Below are 23,628 nucleotides of genomic sequence, written 5' to 3' on the forward strand. Positions count from 1 at the left end.
CGTCCTCCGGCACTCAGTAGATGCGCTTGGCGAGCGCGATCGGGCGGGTGTCCTCTTCAAGCGGCTTGAGATTCACCGGCTTGTACTCGAGGCGGTCGCCGTCGCTGTACCACAGCGTGTGCTTGAGCCATTCGTGGTCGTTGCGCCCGTTGGGAAACTCGGGCGTGTCCGGTGCATCGTCGCGAACGTGTGCACCACGCGATTCGCGTCGTGCCTCGGCCGAGACGATGGTCGAGCGTGCCACCTCGATCAGGTTGTCCAGTTCCAGTGCCTCGACGCGGGCGGTATTCCATACCTTGGACTTGTCGCCGATCTCGGTATGGCGCGCGCGCTCGGCGATCTCGTTGATCTGCATCACGCCCTCGCGCAGCAACTCGGCGAAACGGAACACGCCGGCGTGCTTCTGCATCGAGCGACGCATGTCCTGGCCGACCTCGTAGACGCTCTCGCCATTGGTCTGGCTGTCCAGACGATCGATGCGCGCCAGCGAACGCTCGGCTGCGTCGACCGGTAGCGGGCGCAGCGGCAGGTCGCCGGCCTCGATGTCTTCGACCACGCTCTCGCCAGCCGACTTGCCGAATACCAGCAGGTCGAGCAGCGAGTTGGTACCCAGGCGGTTGGCGCCGTGCACCGAGGCACAGGCGCACTCACCGGCGGCGTAGAAGCCGGTCACCGGCGTGGCCGGGTCGTCACTGGCCGGCACGACCACCTGACCCTTGTAGTTGGTGGGGATGCCGCCCATCTGGTAATGGCAGGTCGGCACCACCGGAATCGGCTCGCGGATCGGATCGACGCCGGCGAAGCGGATCGCGATCTCGCGGATGCCTGGCAGGCGCTTCATGATGGTCTCGGGCGCCAGATGCGTGATGTCGAGCAGCACGAAGTCCTTGTCCGGGCCGCAACCGCGCCCTTCGTTGATTTCGGTGGTCATCGCACGCGAGACGATGTCGCGCGAAGCCAGATCCTTGAGATTGGGCGCGTAGCGCTCCATGAAGCGCTCGCCGCTGGCGTTGCGCAGAATGCCGCCCTCGCCGCGCACGCCCTCGGTGATGAGCACGCCCGCGCCGGCCACGCCGGTGGGGTGGAACTGCCAGAACTCCATGTCCTCGAGCGGGATGCCGGCGCGCGCGGCCATGCCGCAGCCGTCACCGGTGTTGATGAAGGCATTGGTGGAACTGTGGTAGATGCGCCCCGCACCACCAGTGGCGAAAATCGTCGCGCGGCTGTGGAAGATCGCGACCTCGCCGGTTTCCATTTCCAGCGCGGTGACGCCGAGCACGTTGCCGAAGGCGTCGCGGATCAGATCCAGCGCCAGCCACTCGACGTAGAAATGGGTGTTGGCACGTACGTTGCGCTGATACAGCGCGTGCAGCATGGCGTGGCCGGTACGGTCGGCCGCCGCGCACGAGCGCGATACCGGCGTCTGGCCGTAGTTCTGCGAGTGGCCACCGAAGGGGCGCTGGTAGATCTTGCCGTTGTCCAACCGGTCGAAGGGCATGCCGTAGTGCTCGAGTTCGACGACGACCTCGTTGGCGCGTCGGCACATGAACTCGATGGCGTCCTGGTCGCCCAGCCAGTCCGAGCCCTTGACGGTGTCGTACATGTGCCAGTGCCAGTTGTCCTCGGTCGAGTTGCCCAGCGAAGCGGCCACCCCGCCCTGCGCCGCCACGGTGTGCGAGCGCGTCGGGAAGACCTTGGTCAGCACCGCCGTCTTGAGGCCGGACTCGGCCAGTTGCAGTGCGGCACGCAGGCCGGCGCCGCCGGCGCCGACGATGACCGCGTCGAAAGTGTGCTTGGGAATGTTCACGCCGACAGTCTCCAGAGAATCTGCGCCGCCCAGCCGGCGTAGCCGACAAGCAGGAAGGCCACGATCAGGTGCAGCGCCAGGCGCAGCCCGGTGGGCTTGATGTAGTCCATGAAGATGTCCCGCACGCCGATCCACGCGTGATAGAAGAGCGCCAGGAAGAACAGGAAAGTGGTGAACGCCATGAAGCCGCCGGAGAACAACTCCCGCCAGGCAGCGTGCGAGAACTCCGGCATGCACAGCACGGCGATGGCGAAGATCACCGTGTAGATCGCCATGTAGAGCGCAGTGGCGCGCTGGGCGATCCAGTCCTTTACGCCGTAGTGGGCGCCGACGACGATGCGTTTCACCATAGCGCCACCCCGATCACGATGGTCAGCAGCAGGCTGACGACCAGCACCGCCATCGCGCTGCGTCGCCCGGGCTGCAGATCGTCGCCCACGTGCACATCGAGCAGCAGAAAGCGGATGCCGGCACAGAAGTGATGCAGATAGGCCCACAGCAGGCCGAACAACACCAGCTTGACCAGCGGATTGCCCACCACTTCGCGATAGGCGTCGAAGGCGGTCGCCGAGCCCAGACTGCGATCGAACAGCCACAGCAGCAACGGCAGACACAGGAACAAGCCGGCACCGCTGACGCGATGCAGGATCGAGATGATCGCCGGCAGCGGCTGGCGTATCTGGTGCAGGGCAAGATGCTTCGGGCGTTTTCGCGCCGTTGCTTGCGACATGACTTTGGACCTCCCGCTCTGCGGCCGGCAGGCCGCGATTATCAATTCCGGCGCGGCCGGAGCTCGCTTCAGTTCAGTTCGTTCAGGTAGAAATGTTCGTCCGTCAGATACAGGCCGCGCCGCCACTCCACCGGCTTGTCGCCATAGGTGTAGGTTACGCGCTCGACCGACAGCAGGGGCTTGCCTTCGGGAACCTTGAGCGCTTCGGCCGCCGAACGGTCGGCGGCCACCGCGCGGATGCTCTCGCTCGCGCGGATCATGCGCACGCCGAAACGGTGCTCGAACAGGCTGTAGAGCGAACTGGTCCATGATTGCAGCAATTCCAGCGTCAGCCCCTTGAACTGCTCGCCCGACAGATAGATCTCGTCGATCACCACCGGCTTGCCGTCGAAGCGCAACAGGCGGCGCACGATCATGATCGGGTCGCCCTGGCGCAGCCCCAGCATGCGCGCCGCCTCGACGCCGGCCTTGGCGCGCCAGCACTCCAGCGGGATGCTCTCCGGGGTGCTAAGCTGCCCTTCGACGGGCACCAGCCGCAGGAAGCGGAAGAGCGCGCGCGGGTCCTGGTGCGTCGCCACGAAGGTGCCCTTGCCCTGGCGGCGTACCAGCAGGTTCTCGGCGGCCAGTTCGTCAATTGCCTTGCGCACCGTGCCCTGCGAGACGCCGAAGCGCAGCGCGAACTCCTGCTCGCTCGGAATGAGCTGGCCGGGCTGCCATTCGCCAGCCTCGAGGGCCTGAATCATCAGGTCCTTGATCTGCCGGTAGAGCGGGCTGAAGGTGGGCGACTCGCTGGTCATCGCGGCATTTCAGCACAAAAATCGAAACGCGTCTATCTACCATCTCCTGTCTTATATAAGACATAAGACTTCATGCTTGGCATTTTGACTTCTCGCCCCTCAGCCACTACCATCTGCGCGCCCGAGATTCGACTCGCCCGCAAGGTTCCGATCCACGTCGCCGCGCAGCCGACGAACCCTCTTCTCACCAAATTCATGGAGCATCGAAATGAGCAAATCCCCCGTTCGTGTCGCCGTCACCGGCGCCGCTGGCCAGATCGGCTACAGCCTGCTGTTTCGCATTGCCAGCGGCGAGATGTTGGGCAAGGATCAGCCTGTCATCCTGCAACTGCTCGACCTGCCGCAGGCACAGAAAGCGCTCACTGGCGTAATGATGGAACTCGAGGATTGCGCCTTTCCGCTGCTCGCCGGCATGAGCGCATCGGATGACCCCAACGTCGCGTTCAAGGATGCCCAGGTCGCCCTGCTCGTTGGTGCCCGTCCGCGCGGCCCCGGCATGGAACGCAAGGACCTGCTGGCCGAGAACGCCAAGATCTTCACCGTGCAGGGCGCGGCCATCGGCCAGCACGCCGACCCGGACTGCAAGGTGCTGGTCGTCGGCAACCCGTGCAACACCAACGCCTACATCGCCATGAAGACGGCCGAGAAGCACGGTCGCGTTCCGGCGAAGAACTTCACCGCGATGCTGCGTCTCGACCACAACCGCGCACTGTCGCAACTGGCGGCCAAGAGCGGCCGCCCGGTGGCCAGCCTCAAGGACCTGGTGGTGTGGGGCAACCACTCGCCGACCATGTACGCCGACTACCGCCTGGTGACGTCCAACGGCGACAAGGTCAAGGATCTGATCAACGACGAGGCATGGAACCGCGAGACCTTCCTGCCCAAGGTGGGCAAGCGCGGCGCGGCCGTCATCGAGGCACGTGGCCTGTCTTCAGCCGCATCCGCCGCCAACGCCGCGATCGACCACATGCGTGACTGGTGGCTGGGCTCGAACGGAGAATGGGTCACCATGGGCGTGCCCTCCGACGGCAGCTACGGCGTGCCCGAGGGCATCATCTTCGGCGTGCCGTGCATCACCAAGAACGGCGAGTACGAAGTGGTCAAGGGCCTGGAGTTCGACGCGTTCTCGCAGGAATGCATCCAGCGCACCCTCGACGAACTGCTCGAAGAGCGCGAGGGCGTCAAGGACTTGCTCTGAAGTCCGCGCCATCGCGCGACAACGCACGGTGCGCCGTGCGTTTTTTTTGTCTGAGAGACGGGCGAGAATGAACGCCCGCCGCGACGGAGACTGACCGATGACCGATCGAAACCACCCGGCCGAGGTGCTGTTCGACGCCGAAAAGCCCTTCCCCGTGCTGCCCGCCGTCGACCACTACGCCGGCGCCGAGAAGCTGATGCGCAAGGCGCTCGCACTGCAAGCCGAGCTCGGCCCGGTGTTCGACGTGACTTTCGACTGCGAGGACGGCGCGCATGCCGGTGCCGAGTCCGAACACGCGACCATGGCGGCCGAGCTGGCTGCCGGCGGCGACAACCGCTTCGGGCGCGTGGGCGCGCGCATCCACGACATCACGCATGCGCTGTGGCGGCAGGATCTGGACATCCTGGTGCGCGGCGCCGGTCATCGATTGGCCTTCGTCACGCTGCCCAAGGCGCGCTCGGCAGCCGACGTGCGCGACCAGGTGCAGGCGCTGCGCGCCATCGAAGCCGAACACGGCGTGACACGCGCGATCCCGGTTCATGTGCTGATCGAAACCCATGGCGCCCTGCGCGAGATCTGGCAGATCGCCGCGCTCGAGGGCGTGGAATCGGTTGATTTCGGCATCATGGATTTCGTCTCCGCGCACCATGGCGCGCTGTCCGGCGCCGAGATGGTCAGCCCGGGGCAATTCACCCATCCGCTGATCGTGCGCGCCAAGACCGAGATCGTCGCCGCGGCGCTGGCCAACGGCGTGGTGCCGGCGCACAACGTCACCACCGAACTGCGCGATATCGAGCGCATCGGCGACGATGCGCGTCGCGCGCGCCGCGAGTTCGGCTTCCTGCGCATGTGGAGCATTCACCCCAACCAGATTCAGCCCATCGTCGACGCCATGCGCCCGGACTACTCGGAAGTGAGCGCTGCGGCCGAGATCCTGATCGCCGCGCAGGAAGCGTCCTGGGGGCCCATCCAGCACGCGGGCAAGCTGCACGACCGCGCTTCCTACCGCTATTACTGGGAGCTGCTGGTGCGTGCACGCACCACCGGCATGGAGATCGACACCGAGGCACGCCGGCGCTTTTTCGACTGAAGATCGAGCAAACTGCGCATTAATGCACATTGAATTACAATGCGCCAATGCATGCAGCCCCCCGCGATCCCGGCGAAAACACCGTGCTGTTCCTCGACGTGGTCGGCAGCACCCGCCTGTACGAGCAGATCGGCGACCGCACGGCATTCTCGGTGGTCACGCGTTGCCTCGGCCACGCCAGCGAGGTCGTGCTCAACCGCGGCGGGCGCGTCATCAAATACACCGGCGACGGCCTGATGGCCCTGCTGCCAAACCCGGACGCCGCCGCCGACAGCGCGCTCGGAATTCACTCGACGATGCTCGAATGTCCGGCGGTTTCCACGCAGGGTCTGTCGGTGCGCATCGGCTTTCACACCGGCACCATCATTCGCAGCGGTACGGACGTGTTCGGTGAGACCGTCAACCTGGCTTCACGCCTGGTCTCGATTGCCGCACCGGGGCGGGCGCTGACCACCGGCGCCAGCGCCACGCGCATGAGTCCGGGCTGGCGCGAACTGCTCGCGCCGATGCCGCCGCGCGTGCTGCGCGGGGCGAGCCGGCCGGTGGACCTGTTCGAGTTGCGCTGCGACTCCAGCGGCGAGACCACCAGCGTGTTCGGCCTGCCGACCACCCTGCCCGACGAAGTCGAACTGCGACTGAACTTCCACGGACAGCGGGTCCAGATCAATGGCTGGCGCCCGCTCGCCCGTCTGGGCCGCGATCCGGAGTCGGAAGTACACGTCGAGGATCAGCGCGCCTCGCGCAATCATGCCGAAATCGAATTGCGTGGCGACAAGTTCGTGCTGCGCGACCACAGCAGCAACGGCACCTATGTGACGATCGGCGACACGCCGGAATTCATCCTCAGCCGCGAGGAGGTCGTGCTGCATGGCACGGGTTGGGTGTCGCTGGGACGCAGCCGCGAACGCAATCCGCTGGCCATCGAATACCTTTGCGCATGAAAACGGGGCCCGCGGGCCCCGTTCTGTCTGTATCGCGCTGCCTTCAGAGCTCGACCGAGTCGGCCACCTCGCGGAACTCCGCGATCTGGTCGAAGTTCATGTAGCGGTAGATGTCGGCGGCCTTCTCGTTGACCACGCTGACCTGCTGCAGATACTCGGCCGGCGTCGGGATGCGGCCCATCAGCGCGCACACCGCAGCCAGTTCGGCCGAACCCAGATAGACGCGGGTGTCGATGCCCAGGCGGTTGGGGAAGTTGCGCGTGGAGGTCGACATCGCGGTGCTGCCCTTGCGGATCTGCGCCTGGTTGCCCATGCACAGCGAGCAGCCCGGCATCTCCATGCGCGCGCCGGACTTGCCGAGCACCGAGTAATAGCCTTCCTCGTTGAGGATCATCGCGTCCATCTTGGTCGGCGGCGCGATCCACAGCCGGGTCGGGATGTCGCTCTTGCCGTCGAGCACCTTGCCGGCGGCGCGGAAGTGGCCGATGTTGGTCATGCACGAGCCGATGAAGACCTCGTCGATCTTGTCGCCGGCCACTTGCGACAACGGCTTCACGTCGTCCGGATCGTTCGGACAGGCCACCAGCGGCTCCTTGACGTCGGCCAGGTCGATCTCGATCACGGCGGCGTACTCGGCGTCCGCATCGCCCGCGAGCAGTTGCGGATCGGCGATCCACGCCTCCATCGCCTGGATGCGGCGGGTGAGCGTGCGGCGGTCTTCGTAGCCGTTGGCGATCATCCATTTCATCAGCGTGATGTTGGAGCGCATGTATTCGATGATCGGCGCCTTGTCCAGATGCACCGTGCAGCCCGCGGCGGAACGCTCGGCCGAGGCGTCGGACAGTTCGAAGGCCTGCTCCACCTTGAGATCCGGCAGCCCTTCGATTTCCAGGATGCGGCCCGAGAAGATGTTCTTCTTGCCCTTCTTCTCCACCGTCAGCAGGCCCTTCTGGATGGCGTAGTAGGGAATCGCGTTGACCAGATCGCGCAGGGTCACGCCCGGCTGCATCTGCCCCTTGAAGCGCACCAGCACGGATTCGGGCATGTCCAGCGGCATCACGCCGGTGGCGGCGGCGAAGGCCACCAGACCGGAACCGGCCGGGAAGGAGATGCCGATCGGAAAGCGCGTGTGCGAGTCGCCACCGGTGCCGACGGTGTCGGGCAGCAGCAGGCGGTTGAGCCAGGAGTGGATCACGCCGTCACCGGGCTTGAGCGACACGCCGCCGCGGTTGGTGATGAAGCCCGGCAGTTCGCGGTGCATGCGCACGTCGACCAGCTTGGGGTAGGCCGCGGTGTGGCAGAAGGACTGCATCACCAGATCGGCCGAGAAGCCGAGGCAGGCCAGATCCTTGAGCTCGTCGCGCGTCATCGGGCCGGTGGTGTCCTGCGAGCCCACCGTGGTCATGCGCGGCTCGCAGTAGGTGCCGGGGCGGATCCCCTGCCCTTCCGGCAGGCCGCAGGCGCGGCCGACCATCTTCTGCGCCAGCGAGAAGCCCTTGCCGGAATCGGCCGGCGCCTGCGGCAGGCGGAACAGGGTCGAGGGCGGCAGGCCCAGCGCCTCGCGCGCACGGGCGGTCAGGCCGCGTCCGATGATCAGCGGGATGCGCCCCCCCGCGCGCACTTCATCCAGGATCACCGGCGTCTTGAGCGTGCTGTGCGCGATCTGCTCGCCGTTCTTCAACGCAGTGACTTCCGCCTTGGCGTGGTCGATGCGCAGCTCGATCTCGTCGCCCATGTCCATCTGATTGACGTCGATCTCGATCGGCAGCGCACCCGCGTCTTCCATGGTGTTGAAGAAGATCGGCGCGATCTTGCTGCCCAGACACACGCCGCCGAAGCGCTTGTTCGGCACGTGCGGAATGTCCTCGCCGGTGAACCACAGCACGGAGTTGGTGGCCGACTTGCGCGACGAACCCGTGCCGACCACGTCACCCACATAGGCCACGACGTTGCCGCGCGCGCGCAGATCCTGCAAGAACTTGACCGGACCGCGCACGCCGGCTTCTTCCGGCTCGATGCCGGCACGCGGGTTCTTCAGCATGGCCAGTGCGTGCAGCGGAATGTCCGGGCGCGACCAGGCGTCCGGTGCCGGCGACAAATCGTCGGTGTTGGTCTCGCCGGTGACCTTGAAGACCGTGATCTTCATCGACGCCGGCACTTCGGGACGGCTGGTGAACCATTCGGCGTCGGCCCAGGACTGCATCACCGCACGCGCATTCGCGCTACCCTTGTCCGCGCGCTCGCGCACGTCGTGGAAGTAGTCGAACATCAGCAGCGTGTGCTTGAGTGCATCGGCCGCGCTCGCGCCAACTTCTGCGTCGTCGAGCAGCTCGATCAAGGGCTTGATGTTGAATCCGCCCAGCATGGTGCCCAGCAGTTTCACCGCACGCACGCGATCGACGAGCGCGCAGACCGTCTCGCCGCGCGCAATGGCGGCGAGAAAGTCGGCCTTGACGCGCGCCGCGTCGTCGACGCCCGCAGGCACGCGATGTGTCAGCAACTCGAGCAGGAAGTCCGCCTCTCCGGCCGGCGGGTCCAGCAGCAGGCGTACGAGTTCGGTCGTTTGCGCGCGATCGAGCGGCAACGGGGGAATGCCGAGGGCTTGACGCTCGGCGACATGAGCACGGTAGGCTTGCAGCACGTCGGTTCCTTTATTCCTGGTTGATCGGCCCCCGAATGAGGCCGGCCGGGATTATATGTCTTTTATAAGAGTTAGGCGAACGTAGCCAGCGACACGATCTGGCTTCGGCCCGCAGGCAGTCCGCAGGATGTTTGCTCGCTCGCACTTGCGCGGCCGGGCCATGCTCCTGTATATTTACGCGTTTTCGAGAAATCCGAACCCTGGAGCAAGCCATGGCCCGCGTCTGTCAAGTGACCGGTAAAGCACCGATGGTGGGAAACAACGTTTCCCACGCGAACAACAAGACCAAGCGTCGCTTCCTGCCGAACCTGCAGAACCGCAAGTTCTGGAGCGAGGCCGAGAACCGCTGGATCCGCCTGCGCGTGTCGAACGCCGCGCTGCGCACGATCGACAAGAAGGGCATCGACACCATCGTCGCCGACCTTCGCGCCCGCGGCGAGAAGGTCTGACGCCGGGCTCGCCCAAGCAACCGAACGGAGAACAGCATGGCCAAAGGCGCACGCGAAAAAATCAAGCTTGAATCGACGGCCGGCACCGGTCACTTCTACACCTGCGCGAAGAACAAGCGCACCACGCCGGACAAGCTCGAGTTCATGAAGTACGACCCGGTGGTTCGCAAGCACGTCCTGTACAAGGAAGTGAAGCTCAAGTGAGCGAACACCCACCCGCGAACGAAAAAAAGCCGCTGATTCAGCGGCTTTTTGCTTTCAGGCACCAAGAACCCGGGCACCTTCTGCAGCGGTGATCAGGCCTTCTGGATGTTCGAGGCCTGCTTGCCCTTGGGCCCCTGGGTCACTTCGAACGAGACCTTCTCGCCTTCCTTCAGGGACTTGAACCCGCTCATGTTGATCGCGGAAAAATGCGCGAACAGATCTTCGCTTCCGTCGTCCGGGGTAATGAAACCGAAACCCTTGGAGTCGTTGAACCACTTAACGGTACCAGTTGCCATATTGCCTAGATCCTTCAAATGAACTGAGTAACGCAGGCATCGCCCGCGGTTGCGTCAATGCGGCATCGGATCGAGCCCGGTTCCAGCCTGCGCTGCAGGCGACGGAAACTGTGCCCGTTCAGTACGTTGCATCAAACACGATTTCTGCTTTTACGCACTTGATATGAGAGCGTCAAGAAAATATTGGGGATTTCGCCCAATGTGCATGAAGAGCATGCCCGACGACCCGCAATGCATCCGCGCCCCATCCATTTTTTTCTTTTTCTTTCAGAAGCTTAAATCAAGCAAAAAGTTGCTGCGGCGCAACACCCGGGTTGTTGTAAAAGTGCCAGAACCTCCTGCTCTCAAGCTTCTTCGGCACTTGTTGCACTCTCCTCCGACTGGATTAGAATGAGCCTCATGGCCACCGACAAACAGAGTGATTCCGTACTGGAAACGGAGCGCACGCAGACCAAACCGCCGCCGCTCTACAAGGTGCTGGTGCTTAACGACGATTTCACCCCGATGGAGTTCGTCGTGATTGTCCTGCAGCAATTTTTTGGCATGGACCGCGAACGGGCAACGCGTGTCATGCTCCAAGTGCACACGGAAGGTTCAGGAGTGTGCGGCATCTTCCCGAGGGATGTCGCGGCGACCAAGGTCGAGCAGGTCGTGTCTTTTGCCCGGCAGCACCAGCACCCGCTGGCGTGCGTGATGGAGGAAAACTGAGAATGATCGCGCAAGAGCTAGAAGTCAGTCTTCACATGGCGTTTGTCGAGGCCCGGCAAAAGCGGCACGAGTTCATCACCGTCGAACACCTGCTGCTGGCGCTGCTCGACAACCCTTCGGCTGCAGAGGTGCTCAAGGCCTGCGCGGCGAACATCGAGGAACTCCGTCGGGAACTGACCAACTTCATCAACGAGCACACGCCTCGCGTGGAGAACGTCGAGGAAGTCGACACCCAGCCCACGCTGGGCTTCCAGCGCGTGATCCAGCGCGCCATCCTGCACGTGCAGTCCTCGGGCAAGAAGGAAGTGACCGGCGCCAACGTGCTGGTGGCGATCTTCGGCGAGAAGGATTCGCATGCAGTGTATTTCCTGCAGCGGCAGAAGATCTCGCGCCTGGACGTCGTCAACTTCATCTCCCACGGCATCGCCAAGACGCCGCAACAGGGCAGCCCCGCACAGGGCGGCCGCGCCGAGGCCGAGCCAGAAGGCGAGCAGGAAGCGGCCCAGTCCGGCGGTGCGCTCGAGAACTTCACGCAGAACCTCAACCAGCAGGCGCTGATCGGCAAGATCGACCCGCTGATCGGCCGCGAGAAGGAAGTCGAACGCGTCATCCAGACGCTGTGCCGCCGCCGCAAGAACAACCCGCTGCTGGTCGGCGAGGCCGGTGTGGGCAAGACTGCGATCGCCGAGGGGCTGGCGCGACGCATCGTCGAAGACCGCGTGCCCGACATCCTCAAGGGTGCGCAGGTGCATGCGTTGGACATGGGGGCGCTGCTCGCCGGCACCAAGTATCGCGGTGACTTCGAACAACGCCTCAAGGCGGTGCTCAAGCAGTTGCGCGAGGCCGACAACACCATCCTGTTCATCGACGAGATCCACACGCTGATCGGCGCCGGCGCAGCCTCGGGCGGCACGCTGGACGCGTCCAACCTGCTCAAGCCGGCGCTCTCCTCGGGCCAGCTCAAGTGCATCGGCGCGACCACCTACTCCGAATTCCGTCAGATCTTCGAGAAGGATCACGCGCTGTCACGCCGCTTCCAGAAGATCGACGTGGTCGAGCCCAGCGTGGCCGAGACGGTGGAGATCCTCAAGGGGCTCAAGAGCCGCTTCGAGGAACATCATAACGTCCGCTATTCGTCCGCGGCGCTGGCTTCGGCCGCCGAGCTGGCAGCGCGCTACATCAATGACCGCCATTTGCCGGACAAGGCTATCGACGTGATCGACGAGGCCGGCGCTGCTCAGCGCATCCTGCCCAAGTCGCGCCAGCGCAAGACCATCGGCCGCGTCGAGATCGAGGAGATCGTCGCCAAGATCGCGCGCATCCCGCCTCGCACCGTCTCCAACGACGACCGCCAGTCGCTGCGCACGCTCGAACGCGACCTCAAGAACATGGTCTTCGGCCAGGACGAGGCCATCGACGCGCTCGCCAAGGCGATCAAGATGTCGCGCTCGGGGCTGGGCAATCCGCAAAAGCCCATCGGCAACTTCCTGTTCAGCGGCCCCACCGGCGTGGGCAAGACCGAGGTCGCGCGCCAGCTCGCCTACACGCTGGGCATCGAACTGGTGCGTTTCGACATGTCCGAGTACATGGAGCGCCACGCCGTATCGCGCCTGATCGGGGCGCCCCCGGGCTACGTCGGTTACGACAACGGCGGCCTGCTTACCGAGGCGGTCACCAAGAAGCCGCATTGCGTGCTGCTGCTCGACGAGATCGAGAAGGCGCACCCGGACATCTACAACATCCTGCTGCAGGTCATGGACCACGGCGCGCTGACGGACAACAACGGCCGTCAGGCGGATTTCCGCAACGTGATCATCATCATGACCACCAACGCGGGCGCCGAGGCCATGCAGAAGACCGTGATGGGCTTTTCGGCCAAACGCGAGTCGGGTGACGAGATGGCCGAGATCAAGCGCCTGTTCTCGCCCGAGTTCCGCAACCGCCTGGATGCGACGATCTCGTTCGCTGCGCTCGACAACGAGATCATCCTCAAGGTGGTCGACAAGTTCCTGATGCAGCTCGAGGCGCAGCTGCACGAGAAGAAGGTCGAGGCCCACTTCACCGACGAACTCAAGGCCTGGCTCGCCGCCGAGGGCTTCGACCCGCTGATGGGCGCGCGTCCGATGGCACGCCTGATCCAGGACACGATCCGATCTGCACTGGCCGACGAACTGCTCTTCGGTCGCCTGGCCAGTGGCGGACACGTGACCATCGATCTGGGTGCCGACGGCAAGGTCAAGCTGGAGTTCGACGAGGAAGAAGCCGAGTCGGCGACGACGAGTTGAGCCCGGCCCGACCGTAAACGCAGAAGCGGCCCCACGGGGCCGCTTCTTTTTTTGCGCTGTGCCCCCTCAGCCCTCGCGCGTCTCGGACAGACGATCGCGGATCTGCTGCAGCGTCGAGGGATCCTCGATGGTCGCCAGATCTCCCGGGTCGCGTCCTTCGGCCAGCGCCTGGATGGCGCGACGCAGCATCTTGCCCGAGCGCGTCTTGGGCAGCCCCGAGACGAAGAACACGCGCGCCGGGCGGCCGATCGCACCGAGCCACTCGTCGACCTTGCGCGAGATCTCGGCCTCGAGGCGCTTCGCCTCCTCCGGCGTGGCCGCCGCGCCAGCGTCCTTGAGCACGGCGAAGGCCATCGGCACCTGACCCTTGACGTCGTCGGCCACACCCACCACCGCCACTTCGGCCACGCCCGGATGGGTCTGCACGGCCTCCTCGATCTCGCGCGTGCCCAGGCGGTGACCGGCGACGTTGATCACGTCGTCCATGCGCCCGAGGATGGTGTAGTAGCCATCGTCGTCGCGGATGCCCCAGTCGGACGAGGAATACACCAGCGGATCCTTGAACAGGCTGAAGTAGGTCGACACGAAGCGATCGTCCTGCCCCCACACCGTGGTCATGCAGCCGGGCGGCAGCGGCGGGACGATACCCACCACCCCCTTCTCGTTGGCCCCGCACTCGCTGCCATCTTCGCGGAACAGGCGCAGGTCGTAGCCGTATACGGGGAAGCTCGGCGAGCCGTACTTGATCGGCGTCTTTTCGATGCCGGGCATCGCCGAGAGGATGGGCCAGCCGGTTTCCGTCTGCCAGTAGTTGTCGATGACCGGGATGTCCAGTTCCTCGGCGATCCAGCGATGCGTGGTTTCGTCGAGCGGCTCGCCCGCCAGGAACAGGTGCTTGAGCGAGGACAGGTCGCAGCTGTGCAGCCAGGCCGTATCCTGCTTCTTGAGCACGCGGATCGCGGTCGGTGCGGAGAACATGACGTTGACGCGGTACTTCTCGACGATGCGCCACCACACGCCAGCGTCGGGACGGATGGGCGTGCCCTCGTACATGACCGTGGCCATACCCGCGATCAGCGGCGCGTAGATGATGTAGCTGTGCCCCACCACCCAGCCGATGTCTGAAGTCACGAACATGGTTTCACCGGGCCCACCCGTGAAGAGGTGCTGCATCGAGGCGGCCAGCGCCACGCAGTAGCCACCGGTGTCGCGCTGCACCCCCTTGGGCTTGCCGGTGGTGCCCGAGGTGTACAGGATGTAGCTCGGTTCGCTCGATTCCAGCCATTCCACGGGCACGGCCGCGTCCACGTGCTTGCGCCGCATCTCGGCGTAATCGACGTCACGCCCCTCGGTTCGGGCAAAGCCCTTGTCGATGCCGCGGTCGACGATCAGCACATGCGCTGGCGGATGCTCGGCGAGGCGACAGGCGTCGTCGACCAGGTGCTTGTAGGGGATCGCCTTGCCGCCGCGCATGCCCGCGTCGGCGCTGATCATCAGCACCGGTCTGGCGTCATCGATGCGCGTGGCCAGCGATGCCGGCGCGAAGCCGCCGAAGACCACCGAGTGCACTGCGCCGATGCGCGCGCAGGCGAGCATCGCAAAACAGGCCTCGGGAATCATCGGCATGTAGATCAGCACACGATCGCCGCGCTTCACGCCGAGTTCGATGAATATCGCTGCCATTCGCTCGACCTCGCACAACAGGTCGGCATATGAATAGGTGCGCTCGGTGTCGGTCTCGGTCGATACGTAGATCAGCGCCGGGTCACGCGGTCGCGCGGCGGCATGGCGATCGACGGCGTTGTGACACAGATTGGTCGTGCCGCCGACGAACCATTTGACGAAGGGCGGACGAGAATAGTCGCAGATCGTCTGCGGAGTCTGCTGCCAGTCGACGAGCCGCGACTGATCCCGCCAGAAGCCTTCACGATCCTCGATCGAGCGTCGGTGAAAATCGATGTAGCCCACCATATGTCCTCCTCGCTACAAGCACACGGCGGTGTTCCGGTCTGTGGCCGGCCGGTCGCCCGTGGTCGGGGCCGGGATTTCACCGCATCATTCCATCGATTCCTCTCCTGTTGCGGTTTCCCTGGCGAGGCGCTCCAGACGCGCCATCGGCAGCCCCAGTTGCAGTCGTCGCTCGGCGAATTGCAGCAGGGGCTGCAGCGCGAGCAGCAGGTCCGGCAGCAGCGCCGCGATCTCGTCTTCCTGACCGAGCCGAAGGTGGTTGAGCGCCTGGTCGACGCTGACGGCGCGACGCAGCATGCGCTCGATGACCTCGCGCGTGATCTCGCCATCCTTGCCGAACACACGGTTGCCGCCGGCCGACTGGGCGCCGGCCAGACGCTCGAACGCGAGCTCGGTGAGGCGACTGAGCGTGTCCAGCCCGTCGACGTAGGTGCTGGACACCCCCGCCGAGACGCCGACCCGGATCTGCTCGCCGCGATAAGTCATCACCAGTTTGCCGATGGCCGACTGCAACCGCATCGCGAATGCACTGGCCGCGACCATGTCGGTCAGCGGCGAAAGCAGCATGAACTTTCCGATGCCCAGTTCGGACACGGTGTCCTCGTGGCGCACCTTGAGCGCCAGAATCGCGCGCAGCTTCTTCGCGATCAGTTCGGCGACCTGATGACCGTACTTTGCCACCACCTCATCGATGCGGTCGATCTCGAACACCATCACGCTGACACCGCCCTGCTGGCGCCGGGCCAGGGCGAGATCCTGGCTGGCACGCCAGTTCATGTAGGCGCGCGTGGTCAGCCCCGAGCCGGGATCGATCGGGCTGTGGTTGGCGAGCGCCTCGCGGCTTTCCTCGAGTTCGCGACTGGTCTGTCCGTAGCGCGTCAGCGTATCGAGTCGCGCGACCAGTTCGGCCGTGCCGATGCCCTTGGTGATGAAGTCGTTGGCACCCAGCTCACGCGCCCGTTCGCGCGCACCATCGTCCTCGTCGCCGGAAATGACGATGATCGGCAACTTGTGCAGGCGCGCGATGCGCGAAGCGCGCACCCGCTCGATCAGGCCGTAGCCGTCGAGGCGCGGCATGCCGATGTCGGTGATCAGCACCTGCACGGTGGAATCGACCACCAGCGCTTCCCAGGCAGCCTCGCCGTCGCACTCCTCGCGGCAGTCGAAACGATCGCGGATCTGCTTGATGATGCTCGCCCGCACCATGCGCGAGTCATCGACGATGAGCAGCCGCGGCAGCGCGTTCGTGTCTTCGTTCATCCGCATGTTCCGCGTCAGTCGGCGAGACGCACGACCGTACGCCCCTTGACCCGCCCGGCGATGAAGTCCTCGAACGCGCCCGGCAACTCGTCGAGCCCGATCACGCGGCTCACGCGCTCCAGATGACGCGGCTTGAGGTCTTGTGCCAGGCGCTGCCAGACCTCGCCGCGCAGCGGAAAAGCGGCGTTCGCCGAATCGATGCCGAGCAGGCTCACGCCGCGCAGGATGAAGGGGAAGACGGTCGTGTTCAGGCGAAAATCCGCCGCGTTGCCGATGCTGGCGACCGTACCGCCGAGCTTCATCGTCGCCAGCACCCAGGCCAGTATGGAGCCGCCGACGTTGTCGATCGCGCCGGCCCATTCCGCGCCCTCGAGGGGGCGCACCTTGTCGAAGTCGATGTCGCCGCGCAGGCGCACGGCGCTCGCGCCCAGCCCGGTCAGGTAGTCCGATTCGTCGGCCTTGCCGGTGAGTGCGACGGCCTCGTAGCCGCGTCCGGCGAGCATGTCGATGGCCAGCCCACCAACCCCGCCGGTCGCGCCGGTGACGATCACCGGCCCGTTCTCGGGTACCAGGCCACACGACTCCATGCGCACGATGCCCAGCGCCGCGGTGAACCCGGCCGTGCCCAGCGCCATCGCCTCGAAGCAGCTCAGCCCCTGGGGCAACGGCACGACCCAGTCGGCCGGCACGCGCGCAAACTCGGCGAAACCGCCGTGGTGTGACACGCCGATGTCGAAACTGGTAGCGATGACCTCGTCGCCGGCCTTGAAGCGCGCATCCGAACTGTCCTCGACGACACCCGCCAGATCGATGCCGCCGACACAGGGGAAGCGCCGGATGATCTTGCCCGCGCCGGTGGCGGCGAGCGCATCCTTGTAGTTGATGCTCGAATATCGCACGCGGATCGTGACCTCGCCCGGGTCGAGCTGGTCATGCGTCATCGTGCCCAGGCTACCGTGCACCTTGCGCTGCTCGTCCTGATCGATCAGGTATGCCCTGAAGGCTGCACTCATCTGCTCCCCCTCCCTGTCCGGCCCCGCTCCTCAGAACACGGGACGATTATAGCCACAAGCCCGCAATGCCTCGCCAGGCCTTCTTTTTCGCGACCCGAGTCTCCATAATCGGAACGTCTAGGCAACACTGTGCGCAGTCACGAATGAGCATACTCGAAAAACCGCTGGCGTCGGCCGAAGCCTATGTAGGCTTTCTCGCCGCCCGCGAACTCCCCGTGCTGCGCCAGACGGCGCGGCAGCTCGAGGTCATGCGCGAGGCGCGCGACAGCGTGAACGCGCGTCAGGTCGCGGCGATCGCGCTGGGCGATCCACTCTTCGCGGTACGGCTGATCGTATGGATGGAAGAGCACCGCCATCGCTCGCAGAATCACGACATCACCACCGTGGAGCGGGCGATCATGATGATCGGCGTGGATCCGTTCTTCGAGGCCTTCACCGGCTTGCCAACGGTCGAGGAAACACTGGCCGGCCGGCCGCGCGCACTCATCGAAACCCTGCATGTGTGCGCATGGGCGCGCAAGGCCGCCCATCTGGCCCGCGACTGGGCGATCCTGCGCCACGACATCGACGTCGACGAGGTCGCGCTCGCGACCCTGCTGCGCCCGGTCAGCGAGATCCTGCTGTGGATTCACGCCAGCCCGCTGGCCGAGCAGACGCAGGCTCGCGTCGCCGGTGAATCGGGGTCGGCGATCGCGCACGCCTATCGCGCCGTGCTCGGATGCAGCGAGCACCAGATCCAGATCGGACTCGCACAACACTGGCATCTGCCGCAACTGCTCGTGACCCTGATGGACGAGACCCACGAGAACAACCCGCGCGTGCGCAACGTCGCTCTGGCGCTGGCCTTCGCGCGTGCCACGGGTCACGCGGGCTGGGACAGTCCGACCCTGCCGGGCATCGTCGACGACCTGGTTCGGCTGCTGCCGATCAATCGCGGACAATTGCTCGACCGCCTGGGCGTACCCGCCGAAGTGCGCGAACGCTGGGATTCCGCAGACGATTGAGCCTCGTCAGGCGGGCCGCGATTCGAGTTCGATCCAGCGCGACATGGCCTCCTCGAGTTCGATCTCGACTGCATCCAGCCGCGTGGTCGCCTTGCCCACCTCGTCGGGTGCGTCGCGGTACAGTGCCGGATCGGACAGGCGAGCCTGCAGGCTCGCCTGCTCCGACTCGAGGGCGGCGATCTTCGCCGGCAGGGCTTCGAGCTCGCGCTTTTCGTTGAACGAAAGCTTGCCCGCGGGCTGCGGCGCAGCGCTCTTGTCGCCCCTCCCCTGCGGGCGCGACGTAGCGCAAGCGCGCACGGACTCAGGCACCTGACGCGCCATCTCGCGCGCGCGCACCCAATCGGAATAGCCACCCACATACTCGCCCCAGCGGCCGTCGCCCTCGGATGCGATGACCTGGGTCACGACGTTGTCGAGAAAGGCGCGGTCGTGGCTGACCAGGAAGAGTGTGCCGTCGTAACGCGAAAGCAGGTCCTCGAGCAGATCCAGCGTCTCGATGTCGAGATCGTTGGTGGGTTCGTCGAGCACCAGCAGGTTGGCCGGGCGCGCGAACAATCGCGCCAGCAGCAGCCGGTTGCGCTCGCCGCCGGAGAGCGTCTTGACCGGCGATCGCGCGCGTGCCGGCGCAAACAGGAAATCGCCCAGATAACCGATGACGTGCTTGCGCTCGCCGCCGATCTCGATGAAGTCCGAACCCGGGCTGATGACCTCGGTCAGCGGCAGCTCGGGGTCGAGCTGCTCGCGCATCTGGTCGAAGTAGGCCACCGACTGGCGCGTGCCGCGCCGCACGTGACCGCTGTCGGGTTCCAGTTCGCCGAGGATGAGCTTGAGCAGCGTGGTCTTGCCCGTGCCGTTGGGCCCGATGAAGCCAATGCGGTCGCCACGCATGATGCGCGTCGAGAATTCTCGCACCACCGCCTTGTCGCCGAAGGCCTTGGAGACCGCGTGCAGTTCGGCCACCATCTGCCCGCTGCGCTCGCCCTGGTCCACCGCCAGCCGGACGTTGCCCAGACGTTCGCGCCGCGCCGCGCGCTCGCGGCGCAAGGCCTCGAGGCGCCGCACGCGACCCTCGTTGCGCGTACGCCGCGCCTCCACCCCCTTGCGGATCCACACCTCTTCCTGCGCGAGCATCTTGTCGAAGCGTGCATCGGCACGCGCCTCGGCCTCGAGTTCCTGCGCCTTGCGTGCCGTGTATTCAGAGAATCGGCCCGGATAGCTTGCCAGCCGTCCACGGTCGAGTTCGACGATGCGCGTGGCGACGTTGTCGAGGAAGACCCGATCGTGGGTGATCACCACCACCGCACCGCGAAAATCACGGATCAGCACCTCCAGCCACTCGATGCCGTCCAGATCGAGGTGGTTGGTCGGTTCGTCGAGCAGCAGCAGATCCGGCTCTGCCACGAGTGCGCGCAGCAGCGCGACACGCTTGATGCCGCCACCGGACAGTTCCGCAACGCGCGCAGCGCCGTCGAGTTCGAGACGCAGCAAGGTCTCCTCGACACGCTGGTTCAGACGCCAGCCGTCGGAGGTCTCGATCTCGTGCTGCAGGTACTCGAGGCGGGCCATCGCGGCATCGTCGGGCGCGCTGCCCAGGGTGTGCATCAGGGCGTGGTATTCGACCAGCACGCGGGCAGTGTCACCCAGGCCTTCGGCGACCACCGAAAACACGTCCTGATCGAGATCGAAGTCGGGCTCCTGCGGCACGTAGGCCACGACGCTGCCCGGTTCGCGCCGCAACTGGCCGTCGTCGAGCGTGCCCTGACCGGCGATGGCGCGCAGCAGGCTCGACTTGCCCGAACCGTTGCGACCGATGAGCGCGACACGCTCGCCGGCGTCGACCTGGAAGGCGGCGTGGTCGAGGAGATCGACGTGACCGAAGGCGAGGCAGGCGTTTTCGAGTGAGAGCAGGGGCATGGCAAAGACCGCGAACGCGTGGCCTCCCCGCCGGGAGTCGAACCCAGATCTAGCGCTTAGGAGGCGCTCGTTCTATCCATTGAACTACAGGGAGAGCCCGGCATTCTAGCCGCCGGGAGGAACTTCGCCAACGACGCGACAGGGGTAAACGAAAAAAGGAGCCATCGGCTCCCGTATCCGGCCGCTCGATCGCGGCAAGAGGTTGGCGGAGTGGACGGGACTCGAACCCGCGACCCCCGGCGTGACAGGCCGGTATTCTAACCAACTGAACTACCACTCCGCGCTTTTGCACTGCTGCCGGCAAGCGCTTTGCCGACTGACGACCCGCGCAGTGCGTGTCGCCTTGACTGGCGTCCCCACGGGGATTCGAACCCCGGTACCTACCGTGAAAGGGTAGTGTCCTAGGCCTCTAGACGATGGGGACATCGTTCCGGTTGGTGGAGGTAGGCGGGATCGAACCGCCGACCTCTTGCATGCCATGCAAGCGCTCTCCCAGCTGAGCTATACCCCCGAACCGAAGCCCGCGATTATAGCGAGAGAGACTACCTCCCGCAAGCATCACGCGCCAAAGGCCCTCGCGCGACACCAGCATGAAATCGTTGGCGGAGTGGACGGGACTCGAACCCGCGACCCCCGGCGTGACAGGCCGGTATTCTAACCAACTGAACTACCACTCCGCGCTTCTTGAACTGCTCGCCGGCAAGCGCTTCGCCGGCTCCGCGACCCGCGCAATGCGTGTCGCCCTGTACTGTGGCGTCCCCACGGGGATTCGAACCCCGGTACCTACCGTGAAAGGGTAGTGTCCTAGGCCTCTAGACGATGGGGACCTAGTCTTTCTATGGTGGAGGTAAGCGGGATCGAACCGCTGACCTCTTGCATGCCATGCAAGCGCTCTCCCAGCTGAGCTATACCCCCGACGGCGAAAGAGCGCGCATTATAGGGGCCGACCTGCAGGGTGTAAAGCCTGTTTCCGACGAATTGCGATCACACCACCTTGCCCGGATTCATCAAGCCCTGCGGGTCGAATGTACGCTTGAGCGCGCGCATCATCTCCAGTTCCACCACGCTGCGATAGCGCGTGATCTCCTCGCGCTTGAGTTGCCCCAGGCCATGTTCGGCCGAGATCGAGCCGCCCAGCGCGTCGACCAGGTCATGCACGACGCGGTTGATCTCGGGCGTGCGTTCGATGAAGTCGCGGTTGGCCAGTGCGTCGGCCTTGGACAGGTTGTAGTGCAGATTGCCGTCGCCGATATGGCCGAAGGCGACAATGCGGGTATCGGGCCAGCGCTCGCACAGTGCCCGGCCGGCGCGCTCGAGGAATTCGCCGACGCGGCTCACCGGCACGGCGATGTCGTGCTTGATGCTCACGCCTTCGAGGCGCTGCGCCTCCGAGATGTTCTCGCGCAGCGCCCACAGCGCGCGTGCCTGCGCGACGCTGCTGGCGATCACCGCATCCTCGACCAGCCCGGTCTCGAAGCCGTCCGCCAGCGCGGCTTCGAGCAGCGCGTCGAGCGCCTCGCCCTCGCCGGTGTCCGACAACTCCAGCAACACCGCCCATTCGCCGACCTGACCGAACGGCGCGCGCGTATCGGGGATGTGCCGCAGCACCAGTTCCAGCGCTTCCCGCCCGACGATCTCGAAGGCCGTGACGCGATCGCCGCAGGCGCCCTGCACCGCGCGCAGCAGCGCCACGGCCGCTGCCGGCCCGGGCACCGCCACCCAGGCGGTGGCGCGCGCACGCGGCGCGGGAAAGAGCTTGAGCACCATCGCCGTGACGATGCCAAGGGTGCCCTCGGCACCGATGAACAACTGCTTGAGGTCGTAGCCGGTATTGTCCTTTCGCAACGCGCGCAAACCGTCCCAGATGCGACCGTCGGACAAGACCACCTCGACTCCGAGTACCAGCTCGCGCATGTTGCCGTAGCGCAGTACCTGCACCCCGCCGGCATTGGTCGACAGATTGCCGCCGACCTCGCAACTGCCCTCCGAGGCCAGCGACAACGGAAACAGGCGTCCGTTGTCGGCCGCCACCTGCTGCACCGTGGCGAGCGTGCAGCCGGCCTCGACGGTGAGCGTGTCGTTGGCCGTGTCGACCGCCAGCACACGCTTCATGTGCGAGAGGTTGATCACCACCGACCGCTGCTCGCCGGTCGGCGTCGCGCCGCCGCACAAGCCGGTGTTGCCACCCTGCGGCACCATCGCCACACCGGCCTGCGCACATATGCGCACCGCTGCGGCCACCTCGCCGGTATTCTGCGGAAAGACCACGGCCAGCGCCTGACCGCGGTAGCGGCCACGCCAGTCGGTCAGCCACTGCGCCTGGGCCGCCTCGTCGACGATCACTTGGGACTCGCCCAGCGCATCGGCCAGAGCACTGATCACGTTTGCGTCATCCATGCGGATCACTCCCGATCGAGCGCGTGCATGAGTTGCGCGTGCACGCGCCTTACCGCCGCCCTGCCTTCCTCCACGGCTTCGGCCGCGCGGTGGAACTCCATCATGTCGAGTTGGGCGACGCGCGGCGAGATCAGCACGTCGGCCGGCTCGCCCGCCAGACGACTGCGCGCGATGCGCATCTGCATGATGTTGATGCTCGAGGCGATCACGTCGGCGAGCGAGGGCAGCTCGTCGGCGACCTCGTCATTGCCAACGCCGATCCCGACCTTGCCCAGCAACCTGCTCGCCAGACTCGGATCCGGCTCGGCCTTGTCCTGTCGCGCGCTGCGGTGTTTGCCGACCACCCCCGAGCCAAGCTCGACCGCGATCACGATGTCCGCGCCCAGCGCGCGGCACAGCGACACCGGCACCGGATTGACCAGCCCCCCATCGACCAGCACGCGCCCGTTGCGTTCCACCGGCGAGAACAGCCCGGGCAGCGCCACCGACGCGCGGACCGCATCGGTAAGAGAGCCGTCACGCAGCCACAGTTCGCGCCCGCTGGCCAGTTCGGTGGCGACACAGGCGAACGGCCGGTCGAGCGCGGAGAAATTCTCGGCGAAGAAATGCTTCGCGCAGTAGTTGAGCACCTTTTCACCGCGAATCAGCCCGCCGCGAAAGCTCAGGTCGAGCATGCCGACCACGTCATGCCATTCCAGCCCGGTCACCCACTCGCCCATCTCATGCACCTTGCCGGAGACGTAGGCCGCCCCGACCAGCGCGCCGATCGAGCACCCGCACACTACGTCGGGGCGCACGCCGCAGCGCTCGAGTTCGGTAAGCACCCCGATGTGCGCCCACCCGCGCGCCGCGCCGCTGCCCAGCGCCAGGCCGATGACAGCCTTGCCGTCTTCACGCGCGGTCAGCGAGGCTTCGTACATCGGCGT

The 23,628-nt window shown here is 65.6% G+C and carries 20 protein-coding genes and 7 tRNA genes; 8 read left to right on the forward strand and 19 right to left on the reverse strand.

Annotation, left to right across the window (positions count from 1 at the left end):
* Window positions 1-13 precede the first annotated feature (13 nt).
* The 4 genes from sdhA to C0099_RS09410 all read right to left on the reverse strand — a co-directional run bounded on the left by sdhA (window position 14) and on the right by C0099_RS09410 (window position 3,334).
* A complete protein-coding gene (gene sdhA, locus C0099_RS09395) occupies window positions 14-1,807 on the reverse strand; it encodes a succinate dehydrogenase flavoprotein subunit (RefSeq protein ID WP_102247198.1) in 1,794 nt (597 codons plus the stop codon).
* Entirely contained in the window at window positions 1,804-2,157 is a 354-nt protein-coding gene (sdhD, locus tag C0099_RS09400; protein WP_102247199.1) for a succinate dehydrogenase, hydrophobic membrane anchor protein, read from the reverse strand. Before sdhD ends, sdhA begins: the two co-directional genes overlap by 4 nt.
* Entirely contained in the window at window positions 2,151-2,537 is a 387-nt protein-coding gene (sdhC, locus tag C0099_RS09405) for a succinate dehydrogenase, cytochrome b556 subunit (protein ID WP_102247200.1), read from the reverse strand. Before sdhC ends, sdhD begins: the two co-directional genes overlap by 7 nt.
* A gap of 68 nt (window positions 2,538-2,605) precedes the next feature.
* Entirely contained in the window at window positions 2,606-3,334 is a 729-nt protein-coding gene (locus C0099_RS09410) for a GntR family transcriptional regulator (RefSeq protein ID WP_102247201.1), read from the reverse strand.
* Window positions 3,335-3,542: 208 nt separating this feature from the next.
* Here C0099_RS09410 and C0099_RS09415 point away from each other — a divergent pair, with 208 nt between their 5' ends.
* The 3 genes from C0099_RS09415 (at window position 3,543) to C0099_RS09425 (ending at window position 6,563) form a co-directional block, all read left to right on the forward strand.
* Entirely contained in the window at window positions 3,543-4,532 is a 990-nt protein-coding gene (locus tag C0099_RS09415) for a malate dehydrogenase (RefSeq protein WP_102247202.1), read from the forward strand.
* 97 nt (window positions 4,533-4,629) lie between these two features.
* The gene (locus C0099_RS09420; RefSeq protein WP_102247203.1) at window positions 4,630-5,622 is read left to right on the forward strand and encodes an HpcH/HpaI aldolase/citrate lyase family protein; all 993 of its coding nucleotides are present in this window, start codon (window positions 4,630-4,632) and stop codon (window positions 5,620-5,622) included.
* A 47-nt stretch (window positions 5,623-5,669) separates the two neighbouring features.
* Window positions 5,670-6,563 carry an adenylate/guanylate cyclase domain-containing protein gene (locus C0099_RS09425; protein ID WP_102247204.1) on the forward strand — a complete coding sequence of 298 codons (894 nt, stop codon included), beginning with the start codon at window positions 5,670-5,672 and terminating at the stop codon, window positions 6,561-6,563.
* A 43-nt stretch (window positions 6,564-6,606) separates the two neighbouring features.
* Here C0099_RS09425 and acnB read toward each other — a convergent pair whose 3' ends face one another.
* The gene (gene acnB / locus C0099_RS09430; protein ID WP_102247205.1) at window positions 6,607-9,204 is read right to left on the reverse strand and encodes a bifunctional aconitate hydratase 2/2-methylisocitrate dehydratase; all 2,598 of its coding nucleotides are present in this window, start codon (window positions 9,202-9,204) and stop codon (window positions 6,607-6,609) included.
* A gap of 212 nt (window positions 9,205-9,416) precedes the next feature.
* Between acnB and rpmB the strand changes: the two genes are divergently transcribed.
* Together rpmB and rpmG are read left to right on the forward strand one after the other, a co-directional pair.
* Window positions 9,417-9,653: a 50S ribosomal protein L28 gene (gene rpmB, locus C0099_RS09435; RefSeq protein WP_102247206.1), complete on the forward strand. Its 237-nt coding sequence runs from the start codon at window positions 9,417-9,419 to the stop codon at window positions 9,651-9,653.
* Window positions 9,654-9,689: 36 nt separating this feature from the next.
* The gene (gene rpmG, locus C0099_RS09440; RefSeq protein WP_102247207.1) at window positions 9,690-9,857 is read left to right on the forward strand and encodes a 50S ribosomal protein L33; all 168 of its coding nucleotides are present in this window, start codon (window positions 9,690-9,692) and stop codon (window positions 9,855-9,857) included.
* Window positions 9,858-9,949: 92 nt separating this feature from the next.
* Here the strand turns inward: rpmG and C0099_RS09445 are convergent, their stop codons facing one another.
* Window positions 9,950-10,153, reverse strand: coding sequence for a cold-shock protein (locus C0099_RS09445; protein ID WP_102247208.1), 204 nt, complete (start codon window positions 10,151-10,153; stop codon window positions 9,950-9,952).
* Window positions 10,154-10,552: 399 nt separating this feature from the next.
* Between C0099_RS09445 and clpS the strand changes: the two genes are divergently transcribed.
* Both clpS and clpA read left to right on the forward strand, forming a co-directional pair.
* Window positions 10,553-10,861: an ATP-dependent Clp protease adapter ClpS gene (gene clpS, locus C0099_RS09450; protein ID WP_102248456.1), complete on the forward strand. Its 309-nt coding sequence runs from the start codon at window positions 10,553-10,555 to the stop codon at window positions 10,859-10,861.
* Between the two features lie 2 nt (window positions 10,862-10,863).
* Window positions 10,864-13,146, forward strand: a complete 2,283-nt coding sequence (gene clpA, locus C0099_RS09455) for an ATP-dependent Clp protease ATP-binding subunit ClpA (protein ID WP_102247209.1) — start codon at window positions 10,864-10,866, stop codon at window positions 13,144-13,146.
* 66 nt (window positions 13,147-13,212) lie between these two features.
* Here the strand turns inward: clpA and C0099_RS09460 are convergent, their stop codons facing one another.
* The 3 genes from C0099_RS09460 to C0099_RS09470 form a co-directional block, all read right to left on the reverse strand.
* Entirely contained in the window at window positions 13,213-15,117 is a 1,905-nt protein-coding gene (locus C0099_RS09460; RefSeq protein ID WP_102247210.1) for a propionate--CoA ligase, read from the reverse strand.
* An 84-nt stretch (window positions 15,118-15,201) separates the two neighbouring features.
* Entirely contained in the window at window positions 15,202-16,374 is a 1,173-nt protein-coding gene (locus C0099_RS09465; RefSeq protein ID WP_228151563.1) for a GGDEF domain-containing response regulator, read from the reverse strand.
* 14 nt (window positions 16,375-16,388) lie between these two features.
* A complete protein-coding gene (locus C0099_RS09470; RefSeq protein ID WP_102247212.1) occupies window positions 16,389-17,387 on the reverse strand; it encodes an acrylyl-CoA reductase family protein in 999 nt (332 codons plus the stop codon).
* Between the two features lie 143 nt (window positions 17,388-17,530).
* On the opposite strand from C0099_RS09470, the gene C0099_RS09475 reads away from it, so the two are divergent.
* Window positions 17,531-18,391, forward strand: a complete 861-nt coding sequence (locus C0099_RS09475) for an HDOD domain-containing protein (protein WP_164084898.1) — start codon at window positions 17,531-17,533, stop codon at window positions 18,389-18,391.
* A 6-nt stretch (window positions 18,392-18,397) separates the two neighbouring features.
* On the opposite strand, the gene C0099_RS09480 is transcribed toward C0099_RS09475, so the two are convergent.
* The 10 genes from C0099_RS09480 to rssA form a co-directional block, all read right to left on the reverse strand.
* A complete protein-coding gene (locus tag C0099_RS09480) occupies window positions 18,398-20,305 on the reverse strand; it encodes an ATP-binding cassette domain-containing protein (protein ID WP_102247214.1) in 1,908 nt (635 codons plus the stop codon).
* Window positions 20,306-20,324: 19 nt separating this feature from the next.
* Window positions 20,325-20,399: transfer RNA gene (locus C0099_RS09485), tRNA-Arg, on the reverse strand.
* A gap of 109 nt (window positions 20,400-20,508) precedes the next feature.
* Window positions 20,509-20,585, reverse strand: a tRNA-Asp gene (locus C0099_RS09490).
* A 68-nt stretch (window positions 20,586-20,653) separates the two neighbouring features.
* A tRNA-Glu gene (locus C0099_RS09495) sits at window positions 20,654-20,729 on the reverse strand.
* 11 nt (window positions 20,730-20,740) lie between these two features.
* A tRNA-Ala gene (locus C0099_RS09500) sits at window positions 20,741-20,816 on the reverse strand.
* An 89-nt stretch (window positions 20,817-20,905) separates the two neighbouring features.
* Window positions 20,906-20,982: transfer RNA gene (locus C0099_RS09505), tRNA-Asp, on the reverse strand.
* Between the two features lie 74 nt (window positions 20,983-21,056).
* Window positions 21,057-21,132 (reverse strand) — tRNA-Glu (locus tag C0099_RS09510).
* Between the two features lie 12 nt (window positions 21,133-21,144).
* Window positions 21,145-21,220 (reverse strand) — tRNA-Ala (locus tag C0099_RS09515).
* A gap of 69 nt (window positions 21,221-21,289) precedes the next feature.
* Entirely contained in the window at window positions 21,290-22,702 is a 1,413-nt protein-coding gene (locus C0099_RS09520) for an FAD-binding oxidoreductase (RefSeq protein ID WP_102247215.1), read from the reverse strand.
* A 5-nt stretch (window positions 22,703-22,707) separates the two neighbouring features.
* On the reverse strand, window positions 22,708-23,622 hold the full coding sequence (gene rssA, locus C0099_RS09525; protein WP_102247216.1) for a patatin-like phospholipase RssA: 915 nt from the start codon (window positions 23,620-23,622) through the stop codon (window positions 22,708-22,710).
* Window positions 23,623-23,628: the final 6 nt, after the last annotated feature.

The sequence above is a fragment of the Pseudazoarcus pumilus genome (assembly GCF_002872475.1).
Taxonomy (GTDB): Bacteria; Pseudomonadota; Gammaproteobacteria; order Burkholderiales; family Rhodocyclaceae; genus Pseudazoarcus; species Pseudazoarcus pumilus.

Coding starts and splice junctions, on each gene's coding strand:
- sdhD (WP_102247199.1), bottom strand. CDS start 2,157: ATGGTGAAACGCATCGTCGTCGGCGCCCACTACGGCGTAAAGGACTGG.
- sdhC (WP_102247200.1), bottom strand. CDS start 2,537: ATGTCGCAAGCAACGGCGCGAAAACGCCCGAAGCATCTTGCCCTGCAC.
- C0099_RS09410 (WP_102247201.1), bottom strand. CDS start 3,334: ATGACCAGCGAGTCGCCCACCTTCAGCCCGCTCTACCGGCAGATCAAG.
- C0099_RS09415 (WP_102247202.1), top strand. CDS start 3,543: ATGAGCAAATCCCCCGTTCGTGTCGCCGTCACCGGCGCCGCTGGCCAG.
- C0099_RS09420 (WP_102247203.1), top strand. CDS start 4,630: ATGACCGATCGAAACCACCCGGCCGAGGTGCTGTTCGACGCCGAAAAG.
- C0099_RS09425 (WP_102247204.1), top strand. CDS start 5,670: ATGCATGCAGCCCCCCGCGATCCCGGCGAAAACACCGTGCTGTTCCTC.
- rpmB (WP_102247206.1), top strand. CDS start 9,417: ATGGCCCGCGTCTGTCAAGTGACCGGTAAAGCACCGATGGTGGGAAAC.
- rpmG (WP_102247207.1), top strand. CDS start 9,690: ATGGCCAAAGGCGCACGCGAAAAAATCAAGCTTGAATCGACGGCCGGC.
- C0099_RS09445 (WP_102247208.1), bottom strand. CDS start 10,153: ATGGCAACTGGTACCGTTAAGTGGTTCAACGACTCCAAGGGTTTCGGT.
- clpS (WP_102248456.1), top strand. CDS start 10,553: ATGGCCACCGACAAACAGAGTGATTCCGTACTGGAAACGGAGCGCACG.
- clpA (WP_102247209.1), top strand. CDS start 10,864: ATGATCGCGCAAGAGCTAGAAGTCAGTCTTCACATGGCGTTTGTCGAG.
- C0099_RS09460 (WP_102247210.1), bottom strand. CDS start 15,117: ATGGTGGGCTACATCGATTTTCACCGACGCTCGATCGAGGATCGTGAA.
- C0099_RS09465 (WP_228151563.1), bottom strand. CDS start 16,374: ATGAACGAAGACACGAACGCGCTGCCGCGGCTGCTCATCGTCGATGAC.
- C0099_RS09470 (WP_102247212.1), bottom strand. CDS start 17,387: ATGAGTGCAGCCTTCAGGGCATACCTGATCGATCAGGACGAGCAGCGC.
- C0099_RS09475 (WP_164084898.1), top strand. CDS start 17,531: ATGAGCATACTCGAAAAACCGCTGGCGTCGGCCGAAGCCTATGTAGGC.
- C0099_RS09480 (WP_102247214.1), bottom strand. CDS start 20,305: ATGCCCCTGCTCTCACTCGAAAACGCCTGCCTCGCCTTCGGTCACGTC.
- C0099_RS09520 (WP_102247215.1), bottom strand. CDS start 22,702: ATGGATGACGCAAACGTGATCAGTGCTCTGGCCGATGCGCTGGGCGAG.
- rssA (WP_102247216.1), bottom strand. CDS start 23,622: ATGTACGAAGCCTCGCTGACCGCGCGTGAAGACGGCAAGGCTGTCATC.